Genomic DNA, 26,376 nt, shown 5'->3' with positions numbered 1-26,376 from the left:
AGATAGCACGCTATATTGTTATTCAAAAGAACTATTAAAAGATCTAAAAGATCTCATGTAAAATTATTGCAACCAATCAGTGGCGCTTTTTATATGAGCTGTAACCGCTTTTTCACTTGGTCCCCCTTTTACTTGACGTTCATTGACGCAAGTCTTTAGAGAAATAGCCTCGTAGATGTCTTCATCAAAAATAGGGTGGATCATTTGATAGGTTTCAAGAGGAAGTTCCTCCAAAGTGGTATGTGTAGTAACACAATGCAGAACAAGCTTACCGATTACTTCATGTGCATCTCTAAAAGCGAGACCTTTTTTAACTAAATAGTCGGCCGCATCAGTAGCGTTAGTAAATCCTCCGGAAGCAGCAGTGTACATATTAGTTTTACAAACTCTCATGGTTTTAATCATTTGTGTAAAAATAGGAAGGCACATTTTAAGTGTATCAATACTATCGAATAAGCGTTCTTTATCCTCTTGCATATCTTTGTTATAAGCAAGAGGAAGTCCTTTCATAGTCGTTAATAAACTCATTAGATTACCATATACACGGCCTGTTTTGCCGCGAACTAATTCTGCTATATCTGGATTTTTCTTTTGAGGCATAATAGAGCTCCCTGTACTATAAGCATCATCTAGCTCAATGAAATGAAATTCATGGCTACTCCATAAAATAATCTCTTCACTAAAACGGCTAAGGTGCATCATTAAAGTAGAAAGTGTATAAAGTAAATCAAGACAGAAATCACGATCTGAAACACCATCTATACTATTTTCGCAGATACCATTAAAATCTAAGCTTTTAGCAACTGCATCTCGATCTAAAGGATAAGTAGTAGTAGCTAGGGCACCACTACCTAAAGGTAGAAAATTAGTATTTTCATAAGTGAATTCTAAACGTTTAAAATCACGTTTAAACATTTCAAAGTAAGCCATAAGGTGATGAGCAAAAGTAATAGGTTGTGCACGCTGTAAATGAGTATAGCCCGGCATAATGGTATTTGTATGCTCTTTTGCTAGTGTAATGACTGTTTGCATTAATTCCTTAAGCATCACTTTTAAAGTGATAATCTCATCACGAGTGTAGAGTCTTACATCAAGTGCTACTTGGTCATTACGACTGCGTCCAGTATGCATTTTTTTAGCTACATCACCAATACGGCTAATGAGTAAAGCTTCGATGTTCATATGAATATCTTCCATTTTTTCGTTAAAAGTAATGTCACCTTTTTCAATATCCTCTAAAAGTGAATTTAATCCGTTAATAATGGCATCGCTTTCTGCCATGGAAATAATATTTTGAGCACCTAACATAGCTACATGTGCAATACTACCGATAATATCTTGCTTATATAATCTTTGGTCAAAAGAAATCGAAGAGTTAAAGTGATCAGTAAGTTGATCGGTTTCTTTGGCAAATCTGCCACCCCATAATTTCATAGTAATCCTCCTTGAGTTGAATAATTAAATAATGGTAAAACAAGAGAGTGTTACAAAACTAGGAAAATAATTAGTTTTGAACACTCCTTGGCTTGTTAGATATAGATTAATTATTTGTGATTTTCAGCAGCTTTAAGGGCACGTACACGAAGTGGTAAGCCATAAAGTCTGATAAATCCATCAGCATCTTTATGATTATAAAGGTCACCAGTAGTGAAGCTAGCAAGTGCCTCGCTATAAAGAGAAAATGGAGAAGAAGAGCCTTGTGGAATAACATTACCTTTATAGAGTTTTAACTTAACTTCTCCTGTTACAACCTGCTGTGTACTCGTAACAAAAGCCTGAAGTGCTTCACGAAGAGGTGTAAACCATTTACCATTATAAATTAAATCAGCAAATTCAAGAGCAATTTCTTGTTTATAACGATAGGTTTCACGATCTAATGTAAGGTGTTCTAATTCCTCATGAGCTTTATAAAGAATAGTACCACCAGGAGTTTCATAAACACCACGAGATTTCATACCTACAACACGGTTTTCTACAATGTCTTCGATACCAATACCATTAGCACCACCTAACTCATTTAATTTTTCAAGAAGTGCAGATGGTTCCATAGCTTCTCCGTTTAAATGAGTTGGAATACCTTGGTTAAAGGTTAAGGTAATAGTAGTTGCTTTATCAGGTGCTTGTTCAGGAGATACGCCTAATTTAAGAAGTGTTTCATAGTTTGGTGCATTCCATGGATCCTCTAATTCAAGACCTTCGTGAGAAATATGCCACATGTTACGGTCACGGCTATAACTATCTTCCTTTTTCATCGGAACAGGCAAGCCACGTTTTTCAAGGTATTCGATTTCTTCTTCACGAGAAGAAATATCCCAAATACGCCAAGGCGCAATTACTTTTAAATGAGGTGCAAGTGCAGCAATACCTAATTCGAAACGAATTTGGTCATTACCTTTACCTGTACAACCATGGCAAATAGCTACAGCCCCTTCTTTAAGGGCAACATTAACGAGAGTTTTAGCAATAACAGCACGAGCAATAGAAGTACCAAGGTAATATTTAGATTCATAAATAGCACCAGATTGAATCATAGGAAATACATATTCTCTCATAAACTCATCTTTTACGTTCTCAACATAAACCTTACTTACACCCATTGAAAGTGCTCTTTCTTCAAGGCCTTCTAATTCAGCATCTTGACCTACATTTATACATACAGCAATAACATCATAATCGTAATTTTCTTTAAGCCATGGAATGATAACTGAAGTATCTAAACCACCTGAATAGGCTAAAACAACTTTTTCTTTCATGGTTAATCCCCCTTTAATGATTCTATATATATTAGAATATATGTATAATTATACATTTATAAAAACTTATTTCAAGAGTTTTTATAAAAAAATATATTATTGTTTTATATTATATAATAGTTTTAGGAAAACAAACAGAGAAATGGTGTAAATTAGATGAGAATAATAAAATAATTTATAAGAATAACACATTAGTAGACTAATATAGAGAGTATAGAAAAAAAGGATGATCTATAGTATAATAAGAATAACTAAATATTTATTCAAGGAGGACATAATAGCATGTCAGGTTTTTTTGATTTAGATGCCCCTATATGGGCTTGGATGAATGAAGTAGCAGATGTGATTATTTTATCGCTGTTGTGGTGGATTTGTTCATGTGGCATTATTACAATAGGAGCTTCAACAACAGCTGTTTTTTATGTATTAGGCAAAAAGGTAAGAAAAGAACAAACTTATGTAGTTGCAGATTTTTTTAAGAGCTTTAAGCAAAACTTTAAACAAAGTATTCCTTTAACGATAGTGTATGTAGTGGCAGCTACAAGTTGTATACTTTATGGTATTTTAGTTATTGATGGTATACTTAATCCAGAACATTCCAGTATGTTAAAGTTTGTGATTCCTTTAGCAATCCTTATTGTTTTTGAGTTTTTAAATTACAGTACTTATTTATGGGCGGTACTTTCAAGATTTGATATGAAAACCAGAGTGCTTTGTAAAACCTCATTTGTTATGACACATAAACATTTATTAACTACTTTACTTAATACAGCTTTATATGGTTTAGCAGTTGTTCTTATTTTAAGATTCCCATTTTTAATTGTAGTGGCACCAGGACTTATTATATTAGGACAATCCTTCTTGATGCAAAATTTGTTTTCACATTATATTACATCGGATGAAGAGACGCCATCGACTGAGGCATAAAATAAAATATAAGGTGATATAAAAATAGACTATATTTGCTTTCAGATAGTGAGGCAAATATAGTCTATTTTTATAGAAAGATGTTTAAATTATTTTCATATAAGTAAGCTATACTATATTTATAGAAAAAGAGGTGAAGAAATGGTTATTGATTTTATATTAAATATGATTTTAGTAATAGGTCTTGTAAGCTTATTTAATTTAACACGCTATATATTAAAAGTAAGAAAGGTAGTTAAAAAATACAAGGATAATCCAAATGTTGAGGGGATTACTATTGTAAATGGTGAAATTAAAATTATTGAAAAAAATCAAATGCAAAAAGATCAAGCTACGCAGCTCCTTAAAGAAGAGTTGGTTATAGATCCAATTTGTCATAAAGAAATAGAAAAGTCACAGGCTTATCGCATTGTGAAACAAGGAAAAGAATATTTTTTCTGTTCATGGGAATGTAGAGAACAATTTTTAAAACAAAAAGAAGGTATATAGTGTACCTTCTTTTGCTATTTAGTAGAGAGTAAGCATTGTAGGTAATCTTCATTTAAACGGACCAAAGAACGTGATATAATAAATAAAAAATGATAAGGTAGGGATTGCTATGAATGCAGAAATAATTGCTGTAGGTGATGAGGTTGTTAAAGGATATACAATAAATACAAATGCTAGTTATATTGCTAAACAACTTCAAACCATAGGGATAATACCAGATTATCATACAGCAGTAAGAGACCAGGCAGCGGCTATTAAAGAGGCTATTAATACGGCAATAGTGCGGAGTAAGTATATTATTGTGACTGGTGGATTGGGGCCAACAAAAGATGATTTAACAAAAGAGGCAGTTTGCGAAGCATTAGGCCTACCTCTTTGCATAAGAGTGAATGTATTAGAAGAAATAAAGGCTTACTTCAAAGAAATGAATCAAATAATGCCTAGTATTAATGAAAAGCAAGCAGCTTTTCCAGAAGAAGCTTATATTTTAAAAAATAATTATGGAACTGCACCCGGATGTATTATTGAATATAATGAAGCTATTATTATATTACTTCCAGGTCCACCATATGAGATGCAACCTATGCTAGAAAATGAAGTTATACCTTATTTAAAGCAAAAGAGAGCATTTTATAATGAAACATTAGATATTAAATTATTTGGTCTAGGAGAAAGTGAAGTAGCTACCCAGTTGCAAGGTATGCTTGGTGAATTTGAGTGGGGAAGTATAGCTACTTATGTAGGAGAATATGAGATCATCGTACGTATCAATATACAAAGTGGAAATTTAGAGAAGGCAAAAGAACAGCTTCAACAAAAGAAAAAAGAAGTGGAGGAACGTTTAGGGGGTTTTATAATCGGATATAATAAAGACAGACTTGAAGAAATTATCGTAAGATTCTTGTTAAAAAATAAAAAAACCATAGCTACAGTAGAGTCTTGTACAGGAGGGCTGTTAGCAGGAACATTGATTAATTGTGGTGGTGTATCGGCTTGCTTTAATGAAGGTATTGTTACTTATAGTAATACAGCTAAAATGAAGTATGTAGATGTAAAGGAGGCGACGCTTCAATCTGTTGGCGCCGTTAGTTACCAAACAGCTAGGGAAATGGCAGAAGGTGTTAGAAAGTGTAGTGGAGCTGATATAGGTTTATCTACCACTGGTATTGCAGGTCCTGACGGTGGAACCCCAGAAAAGCCAGTGGGATTAGTTTATATAGGTATTGCTACAGAAGCAAAAACAGATGTATATGAATTGCATTTAAAAGGATCAAGGAGAACGATAAGAGAAAAAACAGTTAAAAATATCTTATTTCAACTTTATAAACTTTTTAAGTAAATTTTCCTTGCTATCAAGACAAAGTTTAGGTATAATGATTACAGAACAAATGTTCGATATATAATGAGGTGATAAGAATGAATGATGAATCAAAAAAGGCATTAGATGCAGCCATTTCGCAAATACAAAAACAATTTGGTAAAGGTTCTATTATGAAATTGGGAGAAGCGACAGATACAAATGTGCATACCTTCCCAACAGGTTCTCTGAGCTTAGATATTGCACTTGGAGTAGGTGGCCTGCCAAAAGGAAGAATTGTGGAGGTTTATGGCCCAGAATCTTCAGGTAAAACAACTGTTACTTTGCATATGATTGCCGAAGTCCAGAAACAAGGTGGAATTGCGGCGTTTATTGATGCGGAACATGCTTTAGACCCATCTTATGCAGCTAAGTTAGGCGTTAATATTGATGAACTTTATATTTCACAACCGGATAATGGTGAACAAGCTCTTGAAATTGCAGAAACTATGGTGCGTTCTGGAGCAATTGATATTATTGTAGTAGACTCTGTTGCTGCGTTGGTTCCAAGAGCTGAAATAGAAGGTGATATGGGTGATTCTCATATGGGCTTACAAGCAAGATTAATGTCTCAAGCACTAAGAAAATTAACAGGTGTTATTAATAAATCAAAATGTACTGTCATTTTCATCAACCAACTTCGTGAAAAAGTTGGTGTTATGTTTGGTAGTAATGAAACAACTACTGGTGGCCGTGCGCTTAAATTTTACGCATCTATTCGTCTAGATGTTCGTAAGATTGAAACTTTAAAACAAAGTAATGAGTTTATTGGAAGTCGTACACGTGTTAAAGTTGTAAAAAATAAAGTAGCACCACCTTTCCAACAAGCTGAATTTGATATTATGTACGGTGAGGGGATTTCAAAAGAAGGAGATGTACTTGATTTAGCAACTAATATCGATATTGTTAATAAAAGCGGTGCATGGTACTCTTACGGCGATTTACGTTTAGGCCAAGGAAGAGAGAATGCTAAAATTTATATCAAAGAGCATCCTGAACTTTTACTTGAGATAGAAAATAAAGTAAGAAGTCATTATGGGATTAGTGCGCTAGATGAAACTGCTCATGAAACAAAAGACGAAATGAATGATAAAATTTTAATGGTGGATGAAGAGGAATAAAATAGTAAAAATCGAAAGGTAGCGTATAGCTACCTTTTTGATTTTTTGACTTAAATTAAAGAATTTAAATTTTATGTATAAATATATATGAAAAGTGATAAAAACACCGTATTTTCAATAGGTAATGCTTGACAGCATTTTTAAAAAGTTATACAATTATGATGTTATTTGCACATTGATAATACTTGGGAGGTGGTAGATATAGAACAAATAGGCTTAATAATAGGAATTATTGTAGTCATCATTATTGTTGGAATAATAGCCTTTTTTAGTGGCGCTTCTTATAGAAAACACATAGCGGAAGCACAAATTGGAACAGCAGAAGAAAAATCAAGAAAAATTATAGATGACGCTATCAAAGCAGGGGAAGCTAAAAAAAGAGAAGTATTATTAGAAGCAAAAGAAGAAAACATTCGTGTCAAAAATGAATTAGATAAAGAAGTACGCGAAAGAAGAAATGAATTGCAACAAATGGAGAAAAGATTACTCCATAAAGAAGAGAATATTGATAGAAAAACAGTAACACTTGAACAAAAAGAAGAACAATTACAAAGAAAAATTGATAAAGCTGATAAGACGAGGGAAGAAGCGGAAGCTTTACACCAAAAACAGTTAGAAGAACTTGAACGTATTTCAGGTTTGACCTTAACAGAAGCAAAACAATATCTTTTAAGAACCATTGAAGAAGATGTAAGACATGAATCTGCTATAATGATTAAAGAGATAGAAGCAAAAACTAAATTGGAAGCAGATAAAAAAGCAAAAGAAATTATCACTAATGCTATCCAAAAGTGCGCTGTAGATCATGTAGTAGATACAACGGTATCTGTTGTACCATTACCAAATGATGAAATGAAGGGCCGTATCATTGGGCGTGAGGGAAGAAATATTAGAACATTAGAGACACTTACTGGTATAGATCTCATTATAGATGATACACCTGAGGCAGTTATCTTATCGGGCTTTGACCCAATACGCCGTGAAGTAGCGCGTATTGCCTTAGAAAAGTTAATTGTGGATGGACGAATTCATCCAGCTCGTATTGAAGAAATGGTTGAAAAAGCTAAAAAAGAAGTAGAAGTACTTATTCGAGAAGAAGGAGAAGCTGCTACTTTTGAAACGGGTGTACATGGCTTACATCCAGAGCTTATTCGTTTATTAGGTAAAATGAAATTTAGAACAAGCTACGGTCAAAATGTATTACGTCATTCAATAGAGGTTTCTAATTTGGCGGGATTAATGGCTAGTGAGCTTGGATTAGATGTACGTTTAGCTAAAAGAGCAGGATTACTTCATGACATTGGTAAATCTGTAGATTATGAAGTAGAGGGTTCTCATGTAAGTATAGGTGTTAATTTATGCCGTAAGTATGGAGAAAATGCAACTGTTATTAATGCTGTAGAAGCACATCATGGAGATGTAGATCCAGAAACAGCAATTGCTGTTATTGTACAAGCTGCAGACACGATTTCAGCGGCAAGACCAGGGGCACGACGTGAAACCTTAGAAACTTATATTAAACGTTTACAGAAACTTGAGGAAATTGCAACTTCCTTTAAAGGTGTTGAAAAATCTTATGCTATTCAAGCAGGTAGAGAAGTAAGAATTATGGTAACGCCAGAGGAAGTAGATGATAATGGTCTAATACTTCTTGCGAGAGACGTTACTAAACGTATTGAAAATGATTTGGAATATCCAGGTCAAATTAAAGTAAGTATCATTCGTGAAACTCGTGCAACTGAATATGCTAAATAGTAAATAGCGATGCTTGGCATCGCTATTTTTATGTGTTAAAATAGTGATAAATTTATGTATTAAATCGAACGAAAACTTATATATATCACTAAACGTTCGAATAATACATTGCTATTTGAGGTAATAATACGTATAATAAAGATAATAAATTAATCATGAAAGGAAATACACATGAGAAATTCATATAAAAGTCCATTAGAGGGTAGATATGCAAGTAAGGAAATGCTTTACTTATTTTCCGAGGAAAAGAAATTTAAAACTTGGAGAAAGTTATGGGTTACTTTAGCTGAAACTGAACATGAGCTTGGCTTAAATGTGACAAAGGAGCAGGTCGAAGAACTTAAGAAATTTAGTGAAGATATTAATTATGAAGTAGCAGAAGAATGGGAAAAGAAAGTACGTCATGATGTCATGGCTCATGTACACGCCTATGGAGAACAAGCTACTTTGGCGATGCCAATTATACACTTGGGTGCTACTAGCTGTTATGTTGGGGATAATACTGATTTAATCATTATGTATGAAGCGCTTGAAGTGATTAAGAAAAAAGTTGTTAATGTCATGGACAAATTAGCAAAATTTGCGATAGATTACAAAGATTTGCCTACTTTAGGATTTACACATTTACAACCTGCTCAGCTTACGACAGTGGGAAAAAGAGCAACTTTATGGCTGCAAGATTTATGGCTAGATTTAGAAGAAATTAATCATTTACTCGAACAAAGAAGACTTAGGGGTGCTAAAGGTACTACAGGTACTCAAGCTACTTTCTTAAATTTGTTTGATGGAGACTATGAAAAGGTTAAATTATTAGATCAAACAGTTGCTGAAAAGCTAGGTTATACTTCTGTTTATCCAGTAACAGGACAAACTTATACTAGAAAGTTTGATTCACTTGTGTTAAATGTATTAAGCCAAGTGGCTCAATCTGCTTATAAATTTAGTAATGATATTAGAATACTTCAACACCTTAAAGAAATAGAAGAGCCTTTTGAAAAGAATCAAATAGGATCATCAGCTATGGCGTATAAACGTAATCCGATGCGTACAGAACGTATTTCTTCGTTAGCACGTTATGTTATATGTGATACATTAAATCCAGCTATTACAGCTTCAACGCAGTGGTTTGAAAGAACACTTGATGATAGTGCAAATAAGAGAATTGCTGTTTCTGAAGCGTTTTTAGCAGTAGATGCGATATTAGAGATCTACATGAATGTAGCAGATGGATTAGTGGTTTATCCAAAAGTAATCGAGAAACATATTAATGATGAATTACCATTTATGGCAACTGAGGTTATTTTGATGGAGGGTGTAAAACGTGGAGGAGATCGTCAAGAACTTCATGAACGTATTCGCGTTTTATCTATGGAGGCAGCAGCAGAGGTTAAGCAGAATGGGAAAAGTAATGATTTAATTGAACGCATTTTAAAGGATGATACTTTCAAGATGTCAGAGTCAGAGTTGAAAGCTATATTGAAACCAGAAAACTTCATTGGCTGTGCAGCAATGCAAGTTGTAGATTTTATTAATGAAGTGATTAAGCCTATATTAGAAGAAAATAAAGCTTTATTAGGTGCAGAAGGTCATGTACGTGTATAAACATAAAGAGATGAGTTTATTAAGCTCATCTCTTTATGTTTTTATGAAAAATTTATAGATAGGATGCGATAGGTATATATAGCCCTTAGGTATACGCTTAGGATTTTAGGTATAAATAGAAAGCTTGTATCATAGATTGTTTTATATGATGGTGATGGGAGAGGTGGAAAGTGAATGGGGATTATTTGTTAAAAGGACGATTATCAGTACTGAAAGAGATGGGGGGCGTTTTGATATTAGTATTAGCAGTTTTTGCTAGTGTTTGGTATGCCTTTTGGATTGAAGGGAAAAATACCCAAACATTTGAAGTTTTATATACATGGCTTACACAAGATTACATGAGTATGAATCTGATGAGCTTTGGTTATATAGTAATAAAATACCTAAAGAAGGTGTTTTTAATATGGCTATTTGGTTGGTTTGGACTTACTGTCCCTTTGAGTTGGATTCTTTTGTTTAGTATGATCTTTTCATATGGGTTTACAACAACTGCATTAATATTGCTTTTTGGAGGTAGAGGCATAATGATTGGGATGTTTTCTTATGGCGTACAAGCAATATTGGCAGTGAGTGTAGGAATAGAAATTTTAAAAAGAAGTATGGATTTAATAGGTGGTGCAAGAGGGCAAGTGAAAAAGCAGTATGTCAAGTTACTCATTTCGATTTTGCTTGTATCGGGAATAATGGCATCATTAGACTTAGGGATAATGAATAATGTGAAAATTCTTATAAAATAGACCTTGGTGGTCTATTTTTTATAGTTAAAATGATACAAGAATAGACACAAATGAACTAAAAAGAGTTTAAAAAATACTTGAACTAAAAGAAATGCATAAAATATAGAGTAATATATGACAATTAAGTGTTTCTAAGGGAGAAGCTTGTTAATATTTATTGCTTTATAACGAATATAATTATATAATTGGTATTATATTAATACATTTGTGCAATTTTGTTTTTAGGTTAACTATTTAATTTAGACTAAAAAGGGGGAAGATGATGAACATTTTTTCTGATATAGATTTAATGAATACAGCAATAAGTGCAACAATGCTTAGAAAAAGTATCATAAGTGAGAATATTAGTAATGTGGACACGCCTGGATATAAAAGGAAAGATGTCAGATTTGAAACTATCTTAGAAAAGGAAATCAAAAAAGGGGGAACAGCCGGATTAAACTTAAAAGATATTGAGCCGGAAATATATACAGATTATGCGAATTCTTCTTATAGGTTAGATGGTAATAATGTGGATATTGACGTAGAAATGGCAGAAGAAGCTAAAGTGAGTGCTAGGTATAATGCTTTAGTAACAAGGGTAAATAGTCAGCTGGGACGTTTCTCTACAGTGCTACAAAATCTAAAATAACAAGGAGGAAAAGGGATGGTTTTTTTTGATTCTATGGATACAGCAGCTAGTGGACTTACAGCGCAACGCTTAAGATTAGACATTATTTCTCAAAATATGGCTAATGTAAATACAACACGTACTGCAGAGGGTGGTCCATATAAAAGAAAAACAGTGATTTTTGAGCAAATGCAAAATGAAAATAGTTTTTCTAGTATATTAAATAAAAAGAAGCAAAGCGGTGTAAATGGCGTTAGGGTGGCAAGGATTGTTGAAGATGAGAGTCAGGGGGCATTGGTGTATAATCCTACTCATCCTGATGCAAATGCACAGGGATATGTTGAGATGCCTAATGTCAATACAGTTGATGAGATGGTTAATATGATTTCTGCAAGTAGATCATATGAAGCCAATGTGACTTCATTCAATACGATGAAATCGATGTTTGCCAAAGCGTTAGAGATTGGCAAATAATTCTGGGAGGAAAGAATATGATAGCAGCAGTTCAAGGCATACAGCTTAATCAGCAATTAATGAATAAAATTCAAGATGAGAAAAAACTTACAGGGAATGAAAGTTTTACATATGCATTAGATGCAGCAAAAGAATTAATACAAGCTAACAAGGCAGCAGAAACAGAAACTAAAAATTTAACTAATGATTTTATTACAGGTGCTAATGATGATATTGCTAGTTTATTAATTGCTCAAGAAAAATCCGGGATATTATTACAATATACGTTACAGGTGAGAAATGGTTTATTAAGTGCTTACAAAGAAATTATGAACCTATCTGTTTAATCTCAGATTGAAATAAAGTGAGGTGAATAATTTGCAACAGACGATTGAACAGATATCGAATCAAATTACAGAGAAATTAAATAATTTAACTAAAAAGCAAAAAATACAAATTGGAATAGGTGTTTTAGCACTTATCATTGCAATCACAGCAGTTGTATTGTTGACTAGGCCCAAGATGAAAAACCTCTTTTCAGAGAATTTGGATTCTAAGTCTATTGGGCAAGTGGCTACTGTTTTAAATGAAAATGGTATTAAGTATAAATTAATTAATGATAGTACCAATATACAAGTACAGGAAAATCAATATGAGCAGGCGTTAATGTATACTGCTATGTCAGATGTGCCAGAAAGTGGAATGACTTTTGATCAGGTGATTAATAATACAATGTCCACAACACAGACTGAGATGACAGCTAAAAACAATGAATATAAAAAACAACAATTGGAGAGAACGTTACGTTCAATGGAGGGGATTGAAAATGCTCGCGTTGAACTGGTTATTCCAGAACAGAAAAATGCATACCTTCAGTCACAAGTAGAAAGTAGAGCGAGTATATTTCTGACATTAAGTAAGACGCTTACAACTAAACAATGTGAAGGTATTGCAACATATATTTCCTCTAGTGTAGCCAATTTAGATAAAAAGAATATTGTAGTTATAGATTCACAAGGTAATACATTATATTCTGGTAGTGAAGAAAGTCAATTAGGCCTTAATAAGCAACAGGAAATAAAGTTATTAGCAGAACAAGATGTTACTCAGAAGGTATCTAATCTACTAGGAAATATGTATGATGATGTACGCGTAAGTCCTAATTTGATTCTAGATTTTGATCAATATCAAGAATCTAGTCAAAAGTATCAAACCCAAGGAGAAGATGAAAGTAGAGGGGTTATACAACAAGAAACTCAAGCTTCTAGTTCGACTAAGAACAATCAAACAGGAGCAGAACCAGGTACCACGACAAATGGAGGAGATATTCCAACTTACCAAACGAATAATGGTACAAGTGGTGAAAGCAAGGAGACGCAAAAAGATATTACTTATGCACCTGATAAGACAGAGTCTGTATATGTAAAAAATCCTGGGAATGTTGATTTGGAAAAATCCTCTTTGTCTGTTAATTTGTTTAAAAATAAAATTTATAGAGAAGAGGAAGTTAAGCCAACATTAACAGGAATGACTTGGAGTGAATTTAAAGTAAGCAACCGTGAGCAACGTACACTTGCTGTAGATGAATCTATTGTTAATTCAGTTAAGAGTGCTACAGGTATAGATAATGTTGTTGTCAATGCCTATGAAAATCCTATTTTCTTAGATCAAGAAGTTTATCAAATTGATTACAAAGACTATTTACCTTTAGTATTCCTGGTGCTGGCATTGCTTCTAATTGCGTTTGTAGTACTTCGATTTAGAAAACATGAAGAAATCGTTGAAGTAGAACCAGAACTTGAAGTGGAAGAAATGCTGAAGGCAGCTAAGGAACAAGTAGAACTTGAGGAAATTGAACTAAAAGAAACATTAGAGACAAAACGTCAAATTGATAAGTTCGTAGATGAAAAACCAGAGGCTGTAGCAAACTTACTTCGTAATTGGCTGACAGAGGAAGATTGGGAGTGATGACATGGTGAAGGAACAATTTTCAAGTAAACAAAAAGCTGCGATGTTATTAATTGCTTTAGGACCAGAAAAGTCTGCTAGTATCTTCAAATATTTAAAAGAAGAAGAAATAGAACAACTTACTTTAGAAATAGCTAGTATTAAAGCTGTATCACCTAAAGTGAAGGAAGAAGTGCTTCAAGAGTTCTATGAAATGTGCTTAGCTCAAGAATATATTGCTGAAGGTGGTATTGGCTATGCAAGACAACTTTTAGAAAAAGCTTTGGGTTCAGATAAAGCAGTAGAGGTTATTAATAAACTTACTGTATCATTGCAAGTACGCCCATTTGAATTTGCTAGAAAGACGGAAGCATCACAGTTGGTTAATTTTATCCAAAATGAGCATCCACAGACTATAGCACTTATTTTATCCTACTTAAAACCAAGTCAATCAGCAGAAATCATCAGAGCGTTACCACCAGAGATGCAAGCTGATACTGCACGTAGAATTGCACTGATGGATAGAGCTTCGCCAGATGTTATTAATCAGATTGAAAGAGAGTTTGAAAAACGCTTATCTACATTAGTATCTGAGGATTATACAAGTATTGGTGGTGTTGATTCAATTGTAGATATTATCAATCAAGTGGATCGTACAACTGAAAAGAATATTATGGAAAATCTTGAAATTGAAGATCCAGAATTAGCAGAAATTATCAAGAAACGTATGTTTGTATTTGAAGATATTACGACGCTTGATCCAAAATCTATCCAACGCGTACTTAGAGAAGTGGACAATCATCAGTTAGCTATTGCGCTTAAAGGTGCAGGAGATAGTGTTAAAGAAGTTATTATGTCTAATGTCTCTAAACGTCTTGCGGCGATGATTGAAGAAGATCTTGAATATATGGGACCAAAGCGTGTTAAAGAAGTTGAAGATGCTCAACAAAAAATCGTTAATGTTATTCGTAAATTAGAAGATGCGGGTGAGATTGTAATTTCACGTGGAGCAGGAGATGAGGTCGTTGTCTAGTATTATAAAGGGTGAAAGAATAAGAACACAAAGTATTATAGATTTTTCTACTAGGCAGATAGATGTGCTTGCAGAAGAAGATTACATAAATGAAACTATAGATCAATCAAGTTTTGATGAAAAAGAACAATTAGAAAGTATTCAAGAAAAGCAACTAAAGGAAATACAGGAACTTATTGATGCTAAACTAGAAGAAGCAGACAATCAAGTGAGGCAGATGCTTTCAGAAGCAATACAAAAATCACAAGCAATAGAGGAAGAAGCAAAGCAATTAAAAACACATATGTTATTTGAAATGACAAAAGAAAAAGAAGAAGTATTAGAAGAAGCTCGAAAGCAAGCAGAACATATTCTAGCAAATGCTCATAAAGAAAAAGAAGAGCTGATTATGAGTACAGAAGGGGAGCTAGTAGAAACCCTTATTACACTCCTTAATCATATTATTAGCGAAGAAATGAATTATCAAGTTGACTGGGTAAAGTATTTAGTTAGAAAGATGCTAAGTAAAGAAGAGATTTTAGGAAAAGTCAAGGTAATTATTTCACCTATTTTATATGCAAGGTTGTCAGAAAAGGAAATCGATGCAATTAAAGGAATTAGAAAAGATTTAGAAATAGAAACAAGAGACAATCTTAATGAAACCACTTGTATGATTGAATTCAATCAAGGAAGTATTGTGTATGATATCTCGCAAGGACTTGAGCGTGTTATTAATGATACAAGAATCTTAATGAATGCAAAGTAGGGGATAATATGATTGATTTTAAAAGGTATGAACAGGTTACAAAAAGCCAGCTGTGGACCTATAAAGGTAGAGTAACGAGAGTGGTTGGAATGAGTATTGAAACCTTGGGTCCAATAGCTAACATAGGAGATATTTGTTATATTCAACCCAGAGGAAAAAAAGAACTAGTCACTGCTGAAGTAGTGGGATTTAAGGACGAGTACTTATTATTAATGCCATTAGGTAATCTAGAGGGTATTGGTCCTGGGTGTGAAGTATTAGCTTATGGTGATAAACTGAGTGTAAAAGTAGATGAGAGTTTATTAGGAAAAGTAGTAGATTGGCGTGCAAAACCTATTAATGGTGATGAACTGCACTGCATGTATCAAGTGCCTATTGATAATACAGCACCTAATCCACTTACAAGAAATCGTATCACTATCCCACTACAGTTAGGTGTACGTGCTATTGATGGCATGTTAACTGTAGGAAAGGGACAAAGGATAGGGATATTTGCAGGTAGTGGAGTAGGAAAAAGTACGTTAATGGGTATGATTGCAAGGAATGCTTTGTCCGATATAAATATTATAGCCCTGATAGGAGAACGAGGTAGAGAGGTAAGAGAGTTTATCGAAAATGACTTGCAAGCAGAAGGTCTTAAGCGATCTATAGTAGTTGTAGCTACTTCCGATCAACCTGCACTCATGCGCCTTAAGGCAGCCATGACAGCAACAGCTTTAGCAGAACATTTTAGAGCTCAAGGAAAAGATGTACTTCTTATGATGGATTCTCTCACAAGGTTTTCAATGGCACAGAGGGAAATAGGCCTTGCTATTGGAGAACCACCTGTTTCTAGAGGTTATACGCCATCAGTTTTTGCACAGATGCCAAAGCTTCTAGAAAGGGCAGGTAATTCAGATAAAGGAAGTATTACAGGTATGTATACTGTTCTAGTTGATGGAGATGACTTTAATGAACCTATTACAGATACAGCGAGAGGCATACTAGATGGGCATATCGTATTATCTAGAAAATTAGCTAATAAGGGACATTATCCAGCAATAGATGTACTAGCTAGTATATCCAGGGTTATGAGCAATATTGTTTCAGACCAACATAAAACTTATGCTAGAGAGATAAAAAAACATATGGCTGTATATAAGGAAGCAGAAGACTTAATTAATGTAGGGGCCTATAATAAGGGAAGTAGTGAGGAAATTGATGCAGCTATTGACAAGATGAAATTCATCAATGAGTTCCTATGTCAATCAGTAGGTGAAAAGGTTGAGTTTGAAAATACTTTACATCATATGCAGGAAATAATTAGTTAGGGTGTGAATATGTTTAAGTATAAATTGGAACCTATTTTAGCTTTAAAAGAAAAGCTAGAAGAAAGCAAAAAGAGAGAATTAGGGCTAGCACATCAATGTCATGAAAAAGCAAAAGCTGAAAAAGAAGTATTGGTGAAGCAAAGAGAAATGGCATATAAAGAAGCAAAAATTCAATCTCATGAAAAAGTAAATATCATACAATTAAGGCAGCTTAATTATTATTCCAATTATATGGAGGAAGCTATTCATTCTAAAAATGAGGAAATTGACTTAGCGGCAAAAAAAGTAGAGCAACGGCGAGAAGAACTAGTAGAAGCCGTCAAAGAACGAAAAATACTAGAGAATTTGAAAGAGCTTCAGTTAGAAGATTATAAAGAAGAAGAAAAGCGAAAAGAAAATAACGTAGTAGATGAAATAGTTACTTACAAATACAGAGCGAATCAAAAGGAGTGAGGATAGATGGGACAAGAAACAAAAGAGAAGAAAATACAAAAAGTAAATAATGATATCCCTCCTTTTAAACCTAAAAAACGTAAAAAGAAAAAATGGTTATTTATAGGCCTTATCTTCATTATTCTAGTAGCAGCTGGTTTTATTTTTAGAAAACCATTGATAAATTTTCTAAGGACTATTCCAGTAGTTGGTAAGCTTGTTCCGAGTACAGCAGACAGTGAGTCAGCCTTATCAAAGGAGGAACTTCTTGTTCAGTATGAAAAGCAGAAACAAGACATACTTACTTTAGAAGAAAAAATAAATCTACTTGAAGAAACCAATAAGGATTTGCAGACACGCAATGTGACATTAAAAGAATATGAAAATAAGTATGAGGATTTTCTTAAGCAAAAAGAAGCATGGGATCAATCAATAGCAGAAAATAATCCAGAATTGTTCATTGAACAATTTGAAAAAATATATCCAGAAACAGCAGCAGAGTTATATAAGACATTAAAAGGTGAAGCTATTAATACAAAAGAACAACAATCATTAGCTAAAGCGGTAGGAGAAATGGATGAAGATCAAGCTGCAAAGGCATTAGAAGTACTTCTAACGACAGATTCCGAATTGGTTCAGACAATCATGAAGGAGATGAAGGATGAGAAAAAATCTCTTATTTTGAGTAGCATGACTTCAGAAGGTGCAGCAACAGTAATAAAGCTTATTTCACCAGAAATAAATAATCAGCAGAACTAGGAAAGGAGGAAAAATATGGGGCAAATTGGTTTAGGTACTATATTTATGAATGCGCAAGTTGCTAATGTGGATACAAATTACACATCTTCTAGAAAGGCGATAGAACCATCAAAGGAGCGCTCATTTAGTAAGGAATTAGATAAGGCGAAAACCTCACAATCAGGAAATCAAGATAAAAATGAAACTGATAAGATAAAAGATGATAAAGGGAATGAAGTTGTACAAAAAACAAAAGATGAGGTTACAAAATCAGAACCGGTTAATAAGGAAAAGGTAGAATCAAAACCAGAAGATGAACTAGAAAACAGCAAAGATAAAGGTGAAATTGATGAAAAGATCCTTTCGTTATTAAGTCAAGTATTAAATGTTACTACCGATCAGTTAAAAGAATTACTTAATCAAATGGGATATGCGCCATCTGACTTGCTTAAACAAGAGATGTTTGGAAAATTTGTCAGTGAAGTTTACACTCAAATAAAAGGTGAAAATCTACTTATGGTGGAAGACGGCGTTAAGGACATTAGTCAATTATTTGATCAGTTACAAGTGATGTGCAGTGAAACAAAGATTGAAGGAACACCTTTAGATCTACAAAAACAGATGGATGTGAAAACAAATATAGAAAAGACCGAACAATCATTAACTACTATTCAAAGTCTTTATGAGGTAGAAGATGAAAACGATATTGAAGTTACTCAGAAAACGCAAGTTCAAAGCGTCGTTCAGAATATGAATACGAAAACAGTAACTCAGCTTCAAACACCGGAAGAACAGTCTAATGTGTTAAATAATAGTGTATTAAATGAGCCTGGTAAAGTAGATTTAGGTATAGTTGTACCGATACAGAATTTTTCTTCAACAGTCTATTCTCAATTATGGCAGCCTGAAGGAACTGGCACATCTCAACAAGTAGCTCAGACGCCACAATTAATAGAAACGGATATCATTGATCAAATAGACTTTAAGACGTTAGGAATGACTAAAGAAATTCATTTGCAGCTTTCACCTAAAGAATTAGGAGAATTGAGTATAAAACTTATAGAGGAAAATAGCAATATTGTAGCACAAATAAAGGTTGACAATGAAAAAGCAAAAGCATTTTTAATCAATGAAATGAACAGCTTGAAAACTGCTTTAGAAGAACGAGGACTCACGGTTACAGATGTTAGAGTTGATATTAAGCAAGATACACATCAATCTCAGATGGAACAAGAAAAGCAAAAATCAAGCAAAAGAATTCAAGAGATTATAGCAAAACATATGGAAGCATTTGAAGAAGAGGAAGAAATAAGACCTGAAAAAATAAGTGATTCAGAAGTTGATTACATGGTATAAGGGGTGAGTAAATGTCAACAACGATTTCAAAAACAGCAGCTTTAAATAGTGATTATTTGAAAGTAACAGAAGAAGTCAAGGAGCAATCTGAATTAGATAAAGATGCTTTTATTAATTTGTTAGTTACACAAATGAAATATCAAGATCCTCTTGATCCCGTAGATAACTCAGAAATGTTAGCGCAATTAGCTCAATTCACTGCACTTGAGCAGATGATGAATGTAGCACAAGCCTCACAAAAACAATTGGCTAATGGCATGATAGGTAAGTATGTTGAATATCTTTATAAAGATTCAGAAACAGGCATCTCTGAATACCTAGTAGGTAAAGTTGATTATGTGAAGGTATCAGGTGATACCCCAGTTCTTGGTATTGGTGATGTAGAAGTAAATCTTGAAGATGTTTATCAAGTTTACGATAGCAGTAATATTCAAGCTAATACGACAGCATTTGAATTATTAGGTAAAACAGTTCAAGGGTTAGTTGAAGAAACCAAAACAGATGGTACCAAAGAAAGTATCATTATTGAAGGTGAAGTATTAGGCATTGAAATGAAAAATGGTAGTCCATATATGGTTATTGGAACAGGTAAAGAAAAAGTATCCATTGACTTTAATAAAATACAAAACATAGTGGATAAACCAAGTATTACAGGAAAAACAGTAACTGGAACCTATACTGACAGCGAAGGTAAAGTTCAAACTATTACTGGAACAGCTGAGTACATACGTATTGAAAAAGCAGGTACTTTTGTTTATGTTAGAGGAGAAAAAGAAGGTCAGTTTGTTAACTTTAATCATATTACATTAGTAGAAGATAAGTAATAGGACAAAATGAGGAGGTAGATTAATATGATGAGATCAATGTTTTCTGCGGTATCTGGACTTAGGGTACACCAGACAAGAATGGATGTAATAGGAAATAATATAGCCAATGTTAATACTATAGGTTATAAATCACAACGTGTCACTTTCAATGATGTGTTTTCGCAAACACTATCAAGTGCTAGTGCTGCAAGTGATGAAACCGGTAGAGGTGGACGTAATCCTATGCAAGTAGGTTTAGGTGTAAATGTCTCTTCTATTGATATGTTAATGACTCAAGGTGCTGCACAGCGTACAGATAACCCATTTGACTTAATGATTAATGGAGATGGCTTTATAGTTGTAGGAGATACAAATGGCACTTATTTTACCAGAGCAGGTGCTTTAAGAGCCGATGTGGATGGTAATTTAATTATTGCTAATGGAATGAAAGTAAAGGGTTGGACAGCACAACTTAATGAAGAAACGAATAAGTATGAAATTGTTAAAGGAGAGGCTGGCTCTATTAATTTAGCTGATCCTAATTTTGTAAGTTCTAAACCAAAGGTAACAGATAAGTTACAGTTATCAGGTAATCTTCCATCTACTTCTACAAAAGAAGAAACAACCTTTCGTTTTTATGATAGTTTAGGAAATTATTATTCACTAGCAACTACCTTAACACCATCAACGGATAAGGTAGATGGCTATTCTGTATGGGAAATGAAGTTGGGTGATATTAAAGATGCAAATGGAAATAAGTTAAACGGGACACTTTCACCTGATACAGCAGTTAAACTTTATTTTGATACAAATGGTAAACTAGCTAGTGTGGGCGATGCAACTAGTGGTGCCACATCCATAGATCTTGAGATAGAAAATACTGATAAGACATCAACCTTTGCAGAAAAAATATCAATTGATTTTTCTTCTATGACTCAATATGCTTCAGCATCTACGATTGACCCTAAAACCATCAATGGTAACGCTGCTGGTAAGATGATAGGTTATGAGATAGGTGGCGATGGCGTGATTACAGCTTCTTATGATAATGGGGATATGAGAATACTTGCTCAAGTTGTAGTGGCTAAGTTTGATAATCCAGAAGGACTTGAGAAGGTAGGAGATAATCTTTATAAAGTAACGCCTAACTCTGGAGAATTTGATGGTGTGGGGACAGTAGGAACCTTTAATACAGGTGTTCTTGAAATGTCCAATGTAGATCTTTCAAGTGAGTTTACAGATATGATTGTTACTCAAAGAGGGTTCCAAGCCAACTCAAGAATTATATCTGTTTCAGATGAAATGCTTCAAGAACTAACAAATCTTAAACGTTAATGTATAGGAGAAGCTTATGATTAAACTTTCAAAATTAAACAATCAGGAGTTTGCTGTTAACTCTGATTTAATTGAAACAATAGAGCAGACGCCTGATACAGTTATAACAATGACAACAGGTAATAAATATGTAGTAAAAGAAACGCAAGAAGAAATTATTAGGCGTATTATTCAATATAAGCGGAAAATATACCTTGTAAATGAAGGGGAGGAATAAGTAAGTGGATATTTCTACAATAATAGGTTTGGTATCGGGAATAGTATTTGTTCTCATATCAATCGTTTTAGGTGACGGAAGAATAATGCTTTTTATTGATTATCCATCAATACTTATTGTTTTTGGTGGTATTATTTCAGCTCTATTTGTGTCATATCCCATTCCTAAATTGTTGGAAGGCCTAAAAACAGGGAAGCATGTATTTTCCAAACAGGAAATAGATCCAACAGAGGTTATTTCAAAAATCAATGAATTAGCTTTGTCTGCTAGAAAAGAAGGCTTATTAGCTTTAGAAGAAATTGCTCAAGGAATGGATGATCCCTTTTTACAGAAAGGTATTTTGCTAATTGTAGATGGTACAGATGCTGAATTATTGAGAAGTATCCTGGAAACAGAAATTGCCTTTGTTGAAAATAGGCATAAAGACAATCAAAAGTTTTGGGATTCAATAGCAGAATTAGGGCCTGCTTGGGGTATGATTGGTACACTTATTGGACTTATTATTATGCTAGACAACTTGAATGATCCATCTACTCTAGGGCCTAAAATGGCAGTAGCACTGGTTACGACTTTCTATGGTTCTATGATTGCCAACTTAGTAGCTACACCAATATCTAATAAATTGAGCTTAAGAAGTAATGATGAAATTTTACATAAGCAAGTTATGGTAGAGGGTTTACTGTCTATTCAGGCGGGAGAGAATCCACGTGTTATTGAAGAAAAACTTAAAGCATTTTTATCACCTGGTACACGTAGGGTATTTGATGTTAAAAATAAAGACGAATAGGTGGTGAAGCATTTTGAAGAAGAGAGAAGACCAACCTAAAAAAGGTGCACCTGCTTATATGAATACCTATGGTGATATGATGACTTTATTACTGACTTTCTTTGTTCTTTTATTTGCAATGTCAACAGTAGATGCTGAAAAATTTGAAGCATTGGCATCTTCATTCCATGCATCTGTCAGCATTTTTGATGGTGGTCAAACGATTCGCATAGATAATAATGTGTTAGAAAATGGTATGTCTCAATTTCCAGTAAAGGAAACACAATTTTCTATAGAGCAAGCCTATCAAGAAGCGCAAGAAACAACAAAAGCAGAGCAAGATATTAAAGCTTATGTAAAAGCAAAGGAAATAGATGATAAAATCACTGTGCAAAAAAGTGGAGATATGATAGTCATTCGTTTTGCAGATATCTTGTTATTTGATACAGGAAAAGCAGATATTAAACCAGGAGCTATTCCTAATTTAAATCTAATTGGTGAAAAACTTAGAGAGTACATTGACCAAGGTTATCATTTACGTGTAGAAGGTCATACAGATAACCAACCTATACATACGGCACAATTTCCAAGTAACTGGGAACTTTCTAGTGCAAGGGCAATTGCAGTAATGAGGTTTTATCTAGAGGAGATGGATTTTAATCCATCTAAGATATCAGCAGAAGGAATGGGTGAATATCATCCTATAAGTTCAAATGCCACAAGTGAAGAACGAGCTCAAAATAGGCGTGTAGAAATCAAACTCAGTAAATCAACATCTTAAAATGAGGGGAGATTAGACATTGGAAAGTAAATTTAAGCTTTTTGTGATTATAGCTATTGTAGTGTTAGGGATTTCTATTGCTGGTAGTACATTTTTTGTATTAAAGCAAATGAATGAGTCCTCTAATGGGCAAACTGCTGCTACAGAAAAGGAATTAAAGCTTACAGAAGTTTCCATGGGTGATGCGATTATGACTAACATTGCTATGGGAGAAGATGCAGTGCAACATTTTGCTAAAATAAAAATTAGCTTAGGAGTAGATGCAAGTGATAAAAAAGCTTATGAAGCTTTTACAAATGCAGTGACTAACCAAGCTGCTAGTATGAGAAATGAGCTTATAGCAGTCATTGGAGAGCAAACCTACACCATGTTAAAAGCAAATGATGGTAAAGCGAAGCTAGCAGATGAAATAGTAGCAAGACTTAATAAATTGTTGAGTACAGATATTATTTATGATGTGTATTATGAAGAATACTTTGTGCAATAAGTATTATTTAAAGGAGGTGACATAGGGTGAGTGAAGTACTGTCACAAAGTGAAATTGACGAGCTTTTTAAAGCACTCAATACTGGCGAAATCAATGTCAATGAGATGCAGGAAGCTAATGAACAAAAGGGCGTTAAATCATATGATTTTGCAAGACCCTCTAAGTTCTCAAAAGAGCAACTTCGAACTTTAGAAATTATTTTCGAAAGCTACGGAAGGGCTATTTCCACCTATTTATCTGGACACCTCAGGACAATGGTATCAGCAGAAGTTATGAATGCAGAAGCTGTTACCTATTCAGAGTTCTCTAATGCACTGATTAACCCTGTTATTTTAGCAGTTACAGATTTTAGGCCATTAAAAGGTTCTATCCTTCTAGAGCTTTCCCCTAATATGGGTTATACCATTATTGACCGTGTACTAGGAGGAAGTGGAAGCGGCCTTGAAACGATTAGAGAATTTACAGATATTGAACGTGTTATTTTGGAAAAGATATTTATTCAGTTTGTTCAGCTTTTAGCTGAACCTTGGCAAAATGTCGTGGAACTTGATCCGATGCTTGAAAAAATAGAAACTAATTCACAAGTTGTACAAATTATATCACCTAATGAAATCATAGCCCTTGTTACACTTAATATAAAAATAGGAAATGTAGCTGGTATGATGAATATATGTATACCACATTTGGTAATAGAGTCCATTATGGACAAATTAAATACTAAGTTTTGGTTTGCACAGAAAGAGCAAGAATTAGGACCATCTTATCATGAGTATATTGAAAAGATGATTGAAAGGTCTAGAATACCTATAAAAGCAATCTTAGGTAAGACACATATTACTGTGCGTGAGTTCTTGGAGCTGTCACGTTCAGACATTGTAAAGCTTGATAAGGACATTGATTCTGGATTAGATATTTATGTTGGAAATATATTAAAATTCACAGGTTCACCAGGTGAATATAAAAATAAAGTAGCTATAAAAATTAATCATGTTATACAGAGGGAGGATGAGTAATGGTAGCCGAAATGCTTTCACAGGAGGAAATAAATGCACTGTTAGGCAATATGAATGCTGATACCACTAGTGATAACAGTGCATTACAAGAAGACTATAGCATGCAAAGTAGTGGCACAGTTACGTTAAGCCCAGAAGAAACAGATGCATTAGGTGAAATAGGTAATATATGTATGGGTACAGCTGCAACGACCTTGTTTACGCTTCTGAATCATAAAGTACTTATTACAACACCAAAAGTTGAAGCTCTAACTTGGGAACAATTTATAAACACAATTACAGACGACTTAACAGCTGTTTCTGTAGACTATACAGAGGGATTTCGTGGCTCTAATTTAATGATTTTAAAAGACCATGATGTGAAAATTATCGCTGATTTAATGATGGGTGGAACAGGGGCCTATGCAGAGGGGCCTGTAACTGATTTACATCTTAGTGCTATTGCAGAATCTATGAATCAAATGATAGGTTCGTCTTCTACATCAATGGCGCAAATATTTAACAAAAAAATTGATATTAGTCCACCACAAGCACTTAAAATGGAAGCTAACTTAGAGGATATTTTTGGCCCTAAAGGAGACATTGTAAAAATATCTTTTAGATTACAAATCGAGGAGAATATTATTGATAGTGAATTAATGCAGGTATTGCCTATTCAATTTGCTAAAGAGCTCATTGCAGGACTTTTAAATCAAGAACAAATAGCAACTGAAGAAGTAGCAGCTCCTCAGCCAATAGAAAATAAATCAGAAGTATCATCCTCAGTAGTACAAACGGCTACTCAGCCTACTATGGTTCAGCCAGAGCCTAAACTACCACCAATAATGGAGCAACCATATATGACAAATGATCCTAATTATTATGGTGAAACCTATCACAAATCTGTTAATAACATAAGGGCGGATGTAGATGTTCAGACGCCACAATTTCAATCATTTGATAATCGTCCAAAAGTTTATCCAAAAGAAAATATGGATCTCTTAATGGATGTTTCATTAGAAGTTTCAGTTGAACTTGGTCGTACATCAAGAAAGATTAAAGAAATACTTGAATTTGGACCAGGAAGTATCATCGAACTTAATCGTTTAGTGGGAGAACCTGTTGATGTACTTGTTAACGGTAAGTTTGTTGCAACGGGAGAAGTTGTTGTAATTGATGAAAACTTTGGAATAAGAATCACAGATATTATTAATCCGGAAGATAGAATATAGGAGAGGTGTATAAAATGGCTAAAAGGGTATTGATTGTAGACGATGCAGCATTTATGCGTATGATGATTAAGGATATCTTAAGCAAAAATGGGTATGAAGTAGCTGGAGAAGCAGAAAACGGTTTAAGAGCAGTAGAGAAGTATAAAGAATTAACACCAGATTTAGTACTGATGGATATCACAATGCCAGAAATGAATGGTATCGATGCAGTAAAAAATATTAAAGCTTTAGATCCAGGAGCTAAGATTGTTATGTGCTCTGCTATGGGGCAACAAGCTATGGTTATTGAATCTATTCAAGCAGGAGCAAGAGACTTTATTGTTAAACCTTTCCAAGCAGATCGTGTTTTAGAAGCTGTTAGAAAGGTTGTTGGTTAAAACACAGAAGCCAGTATT

Annotated in this window: 28 protein-coding genes; 26 read left to right on the top strand and 2 right to left on the bottom strand. The window is 33.9% G+C overall.

All coding sequences use genetic code 11. The features are described 5' to 3' along the window. Positions 1-63: 63 nt before the first annotated feature. Entirely contained in the window at positions 64-1,434 is a 1,371-nt protein-coding gene (argH, locus tag EKH84_RS14975; protein ID WP_127066907.1) for an argininosuccinate lyase, read from the bottom strand. 110 nt (positions 1,435-1,544) lie between these two features. Next, complete coding sequence (locus tag EKH84_RS14970; RefSeq protein ID WP_013657471.1) at positions 1,545-2,753, bottom strand: argininosuccinate synthase; 1,209 nt, start codon at positions 2,751-2,753, stop codon at positions 1,545-1,547. A gap of 282 nt (positions 2,754-3,035) precedes the next feature. Between EKH84_RS14970 and EKH84_RS14965 the strand changes: the two genes are divergently transcribed. The 26 genes from EKH84_RS14965 (at position 3,036) to EKH84_RS14840 (ending at position 26,358) form a co-directional block, all read left to right on the top strand. Further along, positions 3,036-3,680: a YesL family protein gene (locus EKH84_RS14965; protein ID WP_013657470.1), complete on the top strand. Its 645-nt coding sequence runs from the start codon at positions 3,036-3,038 to the stop codon at positions 3,678-3,680. Positions 3,681-3,821: 141 nt separating this feature from the next. Further along, positions 3,822-4,169 carry a YHS domain-containing protein gene (locus EKH84_RS22350; RefSeq protein ID WP_013657469.1) on the top strand — a complete coding sequence of 116 codons (348 nt, stop codon included), beginning with the start codon at positions 3,822-3,824 and terminating at the stop codon, positions 4,167-4,169. A gap of 109 nt (positions 4,170-4,278) precedes the next feature. After that, the gene (locus EKH84_RS14955) at positions 4,279-5,508 is read left to right on the top strand and encodes a competence/damage-inducible protein A (RefSeq protein WP_127066906.1); all 1,230 of its coding nucleotides are present in this window, start codon (positions 4,279-4,281) and stop codon (positions 5,506-5,508) included. Positions 5,509-5,585: 77 nt separating this feature from the next. Further along, positions 5,586-6,647, top strand: coding sequence for a recombinase RecA (recA, locus tag EKH84_RS14950; RefSeq protein ID WP_127066905.1), 1,062 nt, complete (start codon positions 5,586-5,588; stop codon positions 6,645-6,647). A 168-nt stretch (positions 6,648-6,815) separates the two neighbouring features. Next, positions 6,816-8,402, top strand: a complete 1,587-nt coding sequence (gene rny / locus EKH84_RS14945) for a ribonuclease Y (protein WP_013657465.1) — start codon at positions 6,816-6,818, stop codon at positions 8,400-8,402. A 171-nt stretch (positions 8,403-8,573) separates the two neighbouring features. Continuing rightward, positions 8,574-10,004: an adenylosuccinate lyase gene (purB, locus tag EKH84_RS14940; protein ID WP_127066904.1), complete on the top strand. Its 1,431-nt coding sequence runs from the start codon at positions 8,574-8,576 to the stop codon at positions 10,002-10,004. Between the two features lie 170 nt (positions 10,005-10,174). Further along, positions 10,175-10,741, top strand: a complete 567-nt coding sequence (locus tag EKH84_RS14935) for a hypothetical protein (protein WP_127066903.1) — start codon at positions 10,175-10,177, stop codon at positions 10,739-10,741. A 262-nt stretch (positions 10,742-11,003) separates the two neighbouring features. Then, positions 11,004-11,372 carry a flagellar basal body rod protein FlgB gene (flgB, locus tag EKH84_RS14930; RefSeq protein ID WP_207669743.1) on the top strand — a complete coding sequence of 123 codons (369 nt, stop codon included), beginning with the start codon at positions 11,004-11,006 and terminating at the stop codon, positions 11,370-11,372. Positions 11,373-11,387: 15 nt separating this feature from the next. Further along, on the top strand, positions 11,388-11,825 hold the full coding sequence (gene flgC / locus EKH84_RS14925; protein ID WP_127066901.1) for a flagellar basal body rod protein FlgC: 438 nt from the start codon (positions 11,388-11,390) through the stop codon (positions 11,823-11,825). A 17-nt stretch (positions 11,826-11,842) separates the two neighbouring features. Continuing rightward, positions 11,843-12,151 (top strand): flagellar hook-basal body complex protein FliE, encoded by a 309-nt coding sequence (locus EKH84_RS14920; RefSeq protein ID WP_127066900.1) that lies wholly within the window; start codon positions 11,843-11,845, stop codon positions 12,149-12,151. A 31-nt stretch (positions 12,152-12,182) separates the two neighbouring features. Beyond that, positions 12,183-13,772 (top strand): flagellar basal-body MS-ring/collar protein FliF, encoded by a 1,590-nt coding sequence (fliF, locus tag EKH84_RS14915; protein ID WP_190283341.1) that lies wholly within the window; start codon positions 12,183-12,185, stop codon positions 13,770-13,772. Positions 13,773-13,776: 4 nt separating this feature from the next. Continuing rightward, a complete protein-coding gene (gene fliG, locus EKH84_RS14910; RefSeq protein ID WP_013657458.1) occupies positions 13,777-14,784 on the top strand; it encodes a flagellar motor switch protein FliG in 1,008 nt (335 codons plus the stop codon). Beyond that, positions 14,777-15,529, top strand: coding sequence for a FliH/SctL family protein (locus tag EKH84_RS14905; RefSeq protein ID WP_127066898.1), 753 nt, complete (start codon positions 14,777-14,779; stop codon positions 15,527-15,529). Before fliG ends, EKH84_RS14905 begins: the two co-directional genes overlap by 8 nt. Positions 15,530-15,537: 8 nt before the next feature. Beyond that, positions 15,538-16,839, top strand: a complete 1,302-nt coding sequence (fliI, locus tag EKH84_RS14900; RefSeq protein ID WP_127066897.1) for a flagellar protein export ATPase FliI — start codon at positions 15,538-15,540, stop codon at positions 16,837-16,839. Between the two features lie 9 nt (positions 16,840-16,848). Then, positions 16,849-17,292 (top strand): flagellar export protein FliJ, encoded by a 444-nt coding sequence (fliJ, locus tag EKH84_RS14895; protein ID WP_127066896.1) that lies wholly within the window; start codon positions 16,849-16,851, stop codon positions 17,290-17,292. Positions 17,293-17,298: 6 nt separating this feature from the next. Continuing rightward, positions 17,299-18,030 (top strand): hypothetical protein, encoded by a 732-nt coding sequence (locus tag EKH84_RS14890; RefSeq protein WP_127066895.1) that lies wholly within the window; start codon positions 17,299-17,301, stop codon positions 18,028-18,030. A 15-nt stretch (positions 18,031-18,045) separates the two neighbouring features. After that, entirely contained in the window at positions 18,046-19,365 is a 1,320-nt protein-coding gene (locus EKH84_RS14885) for a flagellar hook-length control protein FliK (protein ID WP_127066894.1), read from the top strand. A gap of 11 nt (positions 19,366-19,376) precedes the next feature. Next, positions 19,377-20,189, top strand: coding sequence for a flagellar hook assembly protein FlgD (locus tag EKH84_RS14880; RefSeq protein WP_127066893.1), 813 nt, complete (start codon positions 19,377-19,379; stop codon positions 20,187-20,189). A 27-nt stretch (positions 20,190-20,216) separates the two neighbouring features. Next, positions 20,217-21,506 carry a flagellar hook protein FlgE gene (locus EKH84_RS14875; RefSeq protein WP_127066892.1) on the top strand — a complete coding sequence of 430 codons (1,290 nt, stop codon included), beginning with the start codon at positions 20,217-20,219 and terminating at the stop codon, positions 21,504-21,506. Positions 21,507-21,522: 16 nt separating this feature from the next. After that, a complete protein-coding gene (locus tag EKH84_RS14870) occupies positions 21,523-21,723 on the top strand; it encodes a flagellar FlbD family protein (protein ID WP_013657450.1) in 201 nt (66 codons plus the stop codon). A gap of 4 nt (positions 21,724-21,727) precedes the next feature. Next, positions 21,728-22,510 (top strand): motility protein A, encoded by a 783-nt coding sequence (locus EKH84_RS14865; RefSeq protein WP_127066891.1) that lies wholly within the window; start codon positions 21,728-21,730, stop codon positions 22,508-22,510. Positions 22,511-22,523: 13 nt separating this feature from the next. Next, positions 22,524-23,270 (top strand): flagellar motor protein MotB, encoded by a 747-nt coding sequence (locus EKH84_RS14860; RefSeq protein WP_013657448.1) that lies wholly within the window; start codon positions 22,524-22,526, stop codon positions 23,268-23,270. 19 nt (positions 23,271-23,289) lie between these two features. Next, positions 23,290-23,757 (top strand): flagellar basal body-associated FliL family protein, encoded by a 468-nt coding sequence (locus tag EKH84_RS14855; protein WP_127066890.1) that lies wholly within the window; start codon positions 23,290-23,292, stop codon positions 23,755-23,757. 26 nt (positions 23,758-23,783) lie between these two features. Next, a complete protein-coding gene (fliM, locus tag EKH84_RS14850; protein ID WP_127066889.1) occupies positions 23,784-24,770 on the top strand; it encodes a flagellar motor switch protein FliM in 987 nt (328 codons plus the stop codon). Next, positions 24,770-25,981: a flagellar motor switch phosphatase FliY gene (gene fliY / locus EKH84_RS14845; RefSeq protein ID WP_127066888.1), complete on the top strand. Its 1,212-nt coding sequence runs from the start codon at positions 24,770-24,772 to the stop codon at positions 25,979-25,981. Before fliM ends, fliY begins: the two co-directional genes overlap by 1 nt. A 14-nt stretch (positions 25,982-25,995) precedes the next feature. Next, the gene (locus EKH84_RS14840; RefSeq protein ID WP_013657444.1) at positions 25,996-26,358 is read left to right on the top strand and encodes a response regulator; all 363 of its coding nucleotides are present in this window, start codon (positions 25,996-25,998) and stop codon (positions 26,356-26,358) included. The last annotated feature ends 18 nt before the right edge of the window (positions 26,359-26,376 follow it).

Source organism: Cellulosilyticum sp. WCF-2 (genome assembly GCF_003990395.1).
GTDB classification, from domain to species: Bacteria; Bacillota; Clostridia; order Lachnospirales; family Cellulosilyticaceae; genus Cellulosilyticum; species Cellulosilyticum lentocellum.
The sequence above is the reverse complement of the archived record's forward strand: the minus strand, read 5'-3'. Positions and strand labels throughout refer to the sequence as shown.

Excerpts from the sequence above, each read along its gene's own strand:
- argH (WP_127066907.1), bottom strand. The coding sequence starts at position 1,434 with ATGAAATTATGGGGTGGCAGATTTGCCAAAGAAACCGATCAACTTACT.
- EKH84_RS14970 (WP_013657471.1), bottom strand. The coding sequence starts at position 2,753 with ATGAAAGAAAAAGTTGTTTTAGCCTATTCAGGTGGTTTAGATACTTCA.
- EKH84_RS14965 (WP_013657470.1), top strand. The coding sequence starts at position 3,036 with ATGTCAGGTTTTTTTGATTTAGATGCCCCTATATGGGCTTGGATGAAT.
- EKH84_RS22350 (WP_013657469.1), top strand. The coding sequence starts at position 3,822 with ATGGTTATTGATTTTATATTAAATATGATTTTAGTAATAGGTCTTGTA.
- EKH84_RS14955 (WP_127066906.1), top strand. The coding sequence starts at position 4,279 with ATGAATGCAGAAATAATTGCTGTAGGTGATGAGGTTGTTAAAGGATAT.
- recA (WP_127066905.1), top strand. The coding sequence starts at position 5,586 with ATGAATGATGAATCAAAAAAGGCATTAGATGCAGCCATTTCGCAAATA.
- purB (WP_127066904.1), top strand. The coding sequence starts at position 8,574 with ATGAGAAATTCATATAAAAGTCCATTAGAGGGTAGATATGCAAGTAAG.
- flgB (WP_207669743.1), top strand. The coding sequence starts at position 11,004 with ATGAACATTTTTTCTGATATAGATTTAATGAATACAGCAATAAGTGCA.
- flgC (WP_127066901.1), top strand. The coding sequence starts at position 11,388 with ATGGTTTTTTTTGATTCTATGGATACAGCAGCTAGTGGACTTACAGCG.
- EKH84_RS14920 (WP_127066900.1), top strand. The coding sequence starts at position 11,843 with ATGATAGCAGCAGTTCAAGGCATACAGCTTAATCAGCAATTAATGAAT.
- fliG (WP_013657458.1), top strand. The coding sequence starts at position 13,777 with ATGGTGAAGGAACAATTTTCAAGTAAACAAAAAGCTGCGATGTTATTA.
- fliI (WP_127066897.1), top strand. The coding sequence starts at position 15,538 with ATGATTGATTTTAAAAGGTATGAACAGGTTACAAAAAGCCAGCTGTGG.
- fliJ (WP_127066896.1), top strand. The coding sequence starts at position 16,849 with ATGTTTAAGTATAAATTGGAACCTATTTTAGCTTTAAAAGAAAAGCTA.
- EKH84_RS14890 (WP_127066895.1), top strand. The coding sequence starts at position 17,299 with ATGGGACAAGAAACAAAAGAGAAGAAAATACAAAAAGTAAATAATGAT.
- EKH84_RS14885 (WP_127066894.1), top strand. The coding sequence starts at position 18,046 with ATGGGGCAAATTGGTTTAGGTACTATATTTATGAATGCGCAAGTTGCT.
- EKH84_RS14880 (WP_127066893.1), top strand. The coding sequence starts at position 19,377 with ATGTCAACAACGATTTCAAAAACAGCAGCTTTAAATAGTGATTATTTG.
- EKH84_RS14875 (WP_127066892.1), top strand. The coding sequence starts at position 20,217 with ATGATGAGATCAATGTTTTCTGCGGTATCTGGACTTAGGGTACACCAG.
- EKH84_RS14870 (WP_013657450.1), top strand. The coding sequence starts at position 21,523 with ATGATTAAACTTTCAAAATTAAACAATCAGGAGTTTGCTGTTAACTCT.
- fliY (WP_127066888.1), top strand. The coding sequence starts at position 24,770 with ATGGTAGCCGAAATGCTTTCACAGGAGGAAATAAATGCACTGTTAGGC.
- EKH84_RS14840 (WP_013657444.1), top strand. The coding sequence starts at position 25,996 with ATGGCTAAAAGGGTATTGATTGTAGACGATGCAGCATTTATGCGTATG.